7 protein-coding genes and 1 pseudogene are annotated in these 6222 nt (G+C 73.8%); 5 read left to right on the plus strand and 3 right to left on the minus strand.

Annotated features, from left to right (window positions below; all coding sequences use genetic code 11):
• Together EAO70_RS19470 and EAO70_RS19475 are read right to left on the minus strand one after the other, a co-directional pair.
• Positions 1-236: pseudogene (locus EAO70_RS19470) on the minus strand (DUF3097 family protein); the annotation flags it as partial.
• A gap of 10 nt (positions 237-246) precedes the next feature.
• Positions 247-975: an MBL fold metallo-hydrolase gene (locus EAO70_RS19475; RefSeq protein ID WP_148004162.1), complete on the minus strand. Its 729-nt coding sequence runs from the start codon at positions 973-975 to the stop codon at positions 247-249.
• A gap of 148 nt (positions 976-1123) precedes the next feature.
• Here EAO70_RS19475 and hrcA point away from each other — a divergent pair, with 148 nt between their 5' ends.
• From hrcA to EAO70_RS19495, 4 genes are all read left to right on the plus strand, one after another.
• Positions 1124-2143 carry a heat-inducible transcriptional repressor HrcA gene (hrcA, locus tag EAO70_RS19480; protein WP_148004163.1) on the plus strand — a complete coding sequence of 340 codons (1020 nt, stop codon included), beginning with the start codon at positions 1124-1126 and terminating at the stop codon, positions 2141-2143.
• Complete coding sequence (dnaJ, locus tag EAO70_RS19485; RefSeq protein ID WP_148004164.1) at positions 2144-3280, plus strand: molecular chaperone DnaJ; 1137 nt, start codon at positions 2144-2146, stop codon at positions 3278-3280. It abuts the gene before it with no gap.
• A gap of 236 nt (positions 3281-3516) precedes the next feature.
• A complete protein-coding gene (locus EAO70_RS19490) occupies positions 3517-4596 on the plus strand; it encodes a nitronate monooxygenase (RefSeq protein ID WP_148004165.1) in 1080 nt (359 codons plus the stop codon).
• Positions 4593-5336 (plus strand): 16S rRNA (uracil(1498)-N(3))-methyltransferase, encoded by a 744-nt coding sequence (locus EAO70_RS19495; RefSeq protein WP_148004166.1) that lies wholly within the window; start codon positions 4593-4595, stop codon positions 5334-5336. Before EAO70_RS19490 ends, EAO70_RS19495 begins: the two co-directional genes overlap by 4 nt.
• 43 nt (positions 5337-5379) lie before the next feature.
• Here the strand turns inward: EAO70_RS19495 and EAO70_RS19500 are convergent, their stop codons facing one another.
• Positions 5380-5754 (minus strand): hypothetical protein, encoded by a 375-nt coding sequence (locus EAO70_RS19500; protein WP_148004167.1) that lies wholly within the window; start codon positions 5752-5754, stop codon positions 5380-5382.
• A gap of 76 nt (positions 5755-5830) precedes the next feature.
• On the opposite strand from EAO70_RS19500, the gene EAO70_RS19505 reads away from it, so the two are divergent.
• Positions 5831-6222 (plus strand): tetratricopeptide repeat protein (locus EAO70_RS19505; protein ID WP_148005246.1); only part of this gene is annotated, 392 nt, incomplete at its 3' end.

Raw genomic sequence — 6222 nt, forward strand, 5'->3', positions numbered from 1 at the left:
GGGCGGACCAGGGTCACGACCCGGCCCTCCAGGAGGAAGCCCCGTGGGTCCAGCGGGAACACACGGTGCTTGCCGAAGCGGTCCTCCAGGGTCACCGTGCCCGCCTCGCAGCGGATCACCGCCCCGCAGAAGCCCGTCGTGACCTCCTCGACGACCAGATCACGGTCGGCCGGCACCTCGGGCACGGGCGCCGACTTCTTCCAAGGGGGAGTCAGGTCCGGGTTGTAGCTGCGCATTTCGGTGACGTTAGGCCACCGGGAAGCGGCGTGCCAGTTCCTCCCGCTGGAGTCGGACGAACGCGGCGTCCACCACCGCCCCGTGCCCCGGCACGTACACCGCGTCCTCGCCGCCGAGCCGCAGCAGCCGGTCGAGCGCGTCCGGCCAGCGGGACGGGATCGCGTCCGGGCCCGCCTGCGGCTCGCCGGACTCCTCGACCAGGTCGCCGCAGAACACCACCTCGCGGTCGCCGGGCACGCAGAGGGCCAGGTCGTGGCCGGTGTGGCCGGGCCCGACGTTGGCGAGGAGGACCTGGCGGCCGCCCAGGTCGAGCGTCCACTCGCCGGAGACGACGTGCCGGGGCGCCACGAGGACGTCCACCGCCTCGGCGGCGGCCGCCGCGTCGACCCCCTGCCGCACGGCGTCGCGGCGCAGGGCCTCCCGCTCCCGGTCCAGGGAGAGGAGGTCGTCCGAACCGACCGCGCCGAAGACCTCCGCGCCGGCGAACGCGGCCGTGCCCAGCACGTGGTCGAAGTGCGGATGGCTCAGTGCGATGTGTGTCACTCTGCGCCCGCCCGTGAGGTCCGCGACCTGGCCGCGCAGCTCCGCCCCCTCCGCGAGCGTGGAGCCGGTGTCGTACAGCAACACCCCCTGTTCTCCCAGCACCAGCCCGACCGTGGCGTCCCAGCCGGGCAGCCGTCGCCGGCCCACCCCGTCCGCGAGCCGCTCCCATCCGTACGCTTCCCAATGCACGTCCATGCGGTGACGCTAACCGGTGGGGGCGCCGCCACCTTGCCAGGAGCGACGCCCGCCGCCGTACACTGGCCGGGGGATCGCTGGCACTCGAACAGGGGGAGTGCCAAAAGCGGAGCAACCGGAACGACGACGACAGCTGGAGGTGCGCCCGATGCTCAGCGAACGCAGGCTGGAAGTGCTGCGCGCCATCGTCCAGGACTACGTCGGGACGGAGGAGCCGGTCGGCTCCAAGGCGCTCACCGAGCGCCACAAGCTCGGCGTCTCGCCCGCCACCGTGCGCAACGACATGGCCGTCCTGGAGGAAGAGGGCTTCATCGCCCAGCCCCACACCAGCGCCGGCCGCATTCCGACCGACAAGGGGTACCGCCTCTTCGTCGACCGGCTCGCCGGCGTCAAGCCGCTGTCGACGCCCGAGCGCCGGGCCATCCACAACTTCCTCGACGGCGCGGTCGACCTGGACGACGTCGTCGGCCGCACGGTCCGGCTGCTCGCCCAGCTGACCCGGCAGGTCGCCGTCGTCCAGTACCCCTCGCTGACCCGTTCGACGGTCCGGCACGTGGAGCTGCTCTCGCTGGCCCCCGCCCGCCTGATGCTGGTGCTCATCACGGACACCGGCCGCGTCGAGCAGCGGGTCGTGGACTGCCCCGCGCCGTTCGGCGAGACCTCGCTGGCCGACCTGCGGGCCCGGCTCAACAGCCGGGTCGTCGGCCGCCGGTTCGCCGACGTGCCGCAGCTGGTGCAGGACCTTCCCGAGTCCTTCGAGGAGATCGAGGACCGCGCCACGGTGTCGACCGTGCTCGCGACCCTCCTGGAGACCCTGGTCGAGGAGCACGAGGAACGGCTGATGATCGGCGGCACCGCCAATCTCACCCGCTTCGGCCCCGACTTCCCCCTGATGATCAGGCCCGTCCTGGAGGCTCTGGAGGAGCAGGTCGTGCTCCTCAAGCTGCTCGGCGAGGCCAAGGAATCGGGCATGACCGTACGGATCGGGCACGAGAACGCCCACGAGGGGCTGAGCTCCACGTCCGTCGTCTCGGTCGGCTACGGTTCGGGCGGCGAAGCAGTCGCCAAACTCGGCGTGGTCGGACCGACCCGCATGGACTACCCCGGAACGATGGGAGCGGTACGCGCAGTGGCACGTTACGTCGGACAGATCCTGGCGGAGTCGTAAGTGGCCACGGACTACTACGCCGTACTCGGCGTGCGCCGCGACGCTTCCCAGGACGAGATCAAGAAGGCGTTCCGGAGGCTCGCGCGCGAGCTGCACCCGGACGTCAACCCCGATCCGAAGACGCAGGAACGCTTCAAGGAGATCAACGCCGCCTACGAGGTCCTCTCGGACCCGCAGAAGAAGCAGGTCTACGACCTGGGCGGCGACCCGCTGTCGGCCTCCGGCGGAGGCGGCGCGGGCGGCTTCGGGGCCGGTGGCTTCGGCAACTTCTCCGACATCATGGACGCCTTCTTCGGCACGGCCTCCCAGCGCGGACCGCGCTCGCGGACCCGCCGCGGCCAGGACGCCATGATCCGGCTGGAGATCGACCTCAACGAGGCCGCCTTCGGCACCACCAAGGACATCCAGGTCGACACGGCGGTCGTCTGCACGACCTGCTCCGGCGAGGGCGCCGCGCCCGGCACCTCCGCGCAGACCTGCGACATGTGCCGCGGCCGCGGTGAGGTCTCCCAGGTCACCCGGTCCTTCCTGGGCCAGGTCATGACCTCCCGGCCCTGCCCGCAGTGCCAGGGCTTCGGCACCGTCGTCCCGACCCCGTGCCCCGAGTGCGCGGGCGACGGCCGGGTGCGGTCCCGCCGCACCCTCACGGTCAAGATCCCGGCCGGTGTCGACAACGGCACCCGGATCCAGCTCGCGGGCGAGGGCGAGGTCGGCCCCGGCGGCGGCCCCGCCGGCGACCTGTACGTCGAGATCCACGAGACGCCGCACGACACCTTCCAGCGGCGCGGTGACGACCTGCACTGCACGGTGACCATCCCGATGACCGCGGGCGCGCTCGGCACCAAGGTGCCGCTGCAGACCCTCGACGGCGTCGAGGAGATCGACATCCGGCCGGGCACCCAGTCCGGCCAGTCGATCCCGCTGCACGGCCGCGGCATCACGCACCTGCGGGGCAACGGCCGGGGCGACCTGATCGTGCACGTCGAGGTCACGACCCCGGGCAAGCTGGACGCCGAGCAGGAGCGCCTGCTGCGCGAACTGGCCAAGCTGCGCGGCGAGGAACGGCCCACCGGGCAGTTCCAGCCGGGGCAGCAGGGGTTGTTCTCGCGGTTGAAGGACGCGTTCAACGGGCGGTAGGCGCGGTGTCGGGGGTCCGGGGGTCGTCCTCCCGGGTGGGCACGGTCAGCCGGGGCAGCAGGGGTTGTTCTCGCGGTTGAAGGACGCGTTCAACGGGCGGTAGAGCCCGGTTCGACGGTACGCAAGGGGCGGCATCCGCGCGGGCGGACGCCGCCCCTTCCGCCGTCCCCGCCGCATCTCTCCATGACCTGACGGACCGATTCGGCCCGGAAGCAGGGGCATGGCACGATGCCCATATGTCCACCACCGCACTGAACGATCTGTCTCGGTTCCCGATCGTGCAGGCCCCCATGGCGGGTGGCGCCTCCTCCCCCGAGCTGGTCGGAGCCGTGGCCGCGGCCGGCGCGCTCGGGTTCCTGGCCGGCGGGTACAAGACGGCCGGCGGCCTCTACCAGGAGATCAAGCAGCTGCGCGGGCTCACCGCGCGCCCCTTCGGCGTGAACCTCTTCCTGCCGGACTCCGGACGGCCCGCCGACCCCGCCGCCGTCGAGGTCTACCGGCACCAGCTCGCGGGCGAGGCCACCTGGTACGACACCCCGCTCGGTGAGACCGACGACCACCGCGACGACGCGTACGACGCGAAGCTGGCGATCCTCCTGGAGGACCCCGTCCGGGTCGTCTCCTTCACCTTCGGCTGCCCCACGCCCGAGGTCCTGGCCTCCTTCGCACGGGTGGGCACGGTCACGATCGTGACCGTCACCTCCGCCGACGAGGCCCTCGCCGCCCGGCAGGCCGGGGCGGACGCCGTCTGTGTGCAGGGCGCCGAGGCCGGCGGGCACCAAGGCACCTTCCGCGACGACCCCGCCGAGGACGCCCCGGGCACCGGGCTGCTCGCCCTGCTCGGCCAGGTCCGCGAGAGCGTCGCCCTCCCGATCGTCGCCGCCGGCGGCATCATGCGCGGCGCGCAGATCGCCGCCGTCCTCGCCGCCGGCGCGGACGCGGCCCAGCTCGGCACGGCCTTCCTCGGCTGCCCCGAGTCCGGCGCCCATCCGCTGCACAAGCGGGCCCTGACCGACCCGCTGTACACCCGGACCGCCCTCACCCGGGCCTTCACCGGTCGCCCCGCGCGGGGCCTCGTGAACCGCTTCGTCCGGGAGCACGGGCCGTACGCCCCCGCCGCCTACCCCGAGATCCACCACCTCACCGCCCCCCTCCGCAAGGCCGCCGCCGCCGCGGGCGACGCCCAGGGCATGGCACTGTGGGCCGGTCAGGGCCACCGGCTCGCCCGCGATCTGCCCGCCGGGCAGCTGGTCGAGGTCCTGGCCGCCGAACTCGACACCGCTCTCTCCGAGCTGCCCCACAGGAGTGCCTCATGACCGCACCCGTCTTCGTCGTCGACGCCGTCCCCGGCCCGGGGACCTTCCTCCTCGACGGACCCGAGGGCCGCCACGCGGTCTCGGTGAAGCGGCTGCGTGCGGGCGAGGAACTCGTCCTCGCCGACGGACGGGGCCGCTGGGCCGCCTGCGCGGTGCTCGCCGCCGAGGGCAAGGACCAGCTCACCGTGCGGGTCGACGAGGTCCACGAGGACCCGGCGGAGGAGCCCCGGATCACCGTCGTCCAGGCCCTGCCCAAGGGCGACCGGGGCGAACTCGCCGTCGAGACCATGACGGAGACCGGGGTGGACGCGATCGTGCCGTGGGCCGCCGCCCGCTGCATCACCCAGTGGAAGGGCGACCGGGGCCTCAAGGCGCTCGCCAAGTGGCGGTCCACCGCGCGCGAGGCCGGGAAGCAGTCGCGCCGCTCCCGGTTCCCCGAGGTCGCGGAGGCCATGACGACCAAGCAGGTCGCCGCGCTGCTCGCCGGCGCGGACTTCGCGGCCGTACTGCACGAGGACCGCGAGCACCCCAGCGGCGCGCTCGCCACCGCCGAACTCCCGGCGAAGGGCTCGATCGTGCTGGTCGTCGGGCCCGAGGGCGGGGTGTCCCCGGAGGAGCTCGCCGCGTTCGAGGCGGCCGGGGCGAAGCCGTTCCGGCTCGGCCGGAGCGTGCTGCGGACCTCGACGGCGGGGACGGCGGCGACGGCGCTCGTGCTGGGCCGCACGGGCCGCTGGAGCTGAGCCTCAGCGGACCTGGCGCGCCGCGGCGGACGCGGCGCCGCTGTCAGGCGTTCCCGGGCGGGGGCTGCGCCGTGAGGGTGTCGTAGAGGGGCCAGCCGTCCTCGTCGTGGATACCGTGGGCGGTCGGGAGCAGGCCGCGGGCGGCGGCCTCGTCGAGGAAGCGGCGGGCGACGCCCGGCTCGTTCAGGTTGAGGATGTCGCCGGGACCCGTCGCGGCGATGTCGCCCGCGCCGAAGGGGTAGCCGGCGACGATGCGGCCGGGGCCGTCCCGGAAGACCAGCCGGAGCTGTGCGTGCCGGTTCTCGGCGCGGCGCAGGGTGAGGAACGTCAGGCAGTCCGGGGTGTGGTGGTGCCCGACCGTCCACAGCCAGACCGTGGAGCCGACCGTCAGCCTGCGCGGTACGCGGTCGCGTCTCATCCGGGGAAGTGTACGGAGTCTGCAACGGACCGAACCCGGTGGACATCCGGCCCCGCGCGCTCCTTAGGCTGACCGCATGGCCGACGAGTCCCCCTTGATCCGCAGTCTGCGCGCCGCCGTGGCCGCCGCCCCCGGTGACGTACCCCTGCGTCTTCACTTCGCCGAACTCCTCCTCTCCGAGGGACGGAACGACGAGGCCGTCGCGGAGGCGGCCGTCGCGCTCCAGCACGCGCCGGGGGACGCGGACGCGCGGGCGCTGATGGTGCGGGCGATGGGGCTGCCCCCGGCCGCGGGCGCGGCTCCCGTGGGCAGCGCCCCCGCGCCGCCCGCGCGGCCCGAGCCGACCGCGCCCGAGTCGCCCGCCGCTTCCTCGACGAGGCCGCCGCCCGCGGCCTGCTCCCGACCGCCCACGGTATCCACGACGAGGACGGCTGGCCCCTCTACGACACCCTCACGGCGCAGCCCCCG

The sequence above is a fragment of the Streptomyces sp. adm13(2018) genome, from assembly GCF_008042145.1.
Taxonomy (GTDB): Bacteria; Actinomycetota; Actinomycetes; order Streptomycetales; family Streptomycetaceae; genus Streptomyces.

Excerpts from the sequence above, each read along its gene's own strand:
- EAO70_RS19475 (WP_148004162.1), bottom strand. The coding sequence starts at position 975 with ATGGACGTGCATTGGGAAGCGTACGGATGGGAGCGGCTCGCGGACGGG.
- hrcA (WP_148004163.1), top strand. The coding sequence starts at position 1,124 with ATGCTCAGCGAACGCAGGCTGGAAGTGCTGCGCGCCATCGTCCAGGAC.
- EAO70_RS19490 (WP_148004165.1), top strand. The coding sequence starts at position 3,517 with ATGTCCACCACCGCACTGAACGATCTGTCTCGGTTCCCGATCGTGCAG.
- EAO70_RS19495 (WP_148004166.1), top strand. The coding sequence starts at position 4,593 with ATGACCGCACCCGTCTTCGTCGTCGACGCCGTCCCCGGCCCGGGGACC.
- EAO70_RS19500 (WP_148004167.1), bottom strand. The coding sequence starts at position 5,754 with ATGAGACGCGACCGCGTACCGCGCAGGCTGACGGTCGGCTCCACGGTC.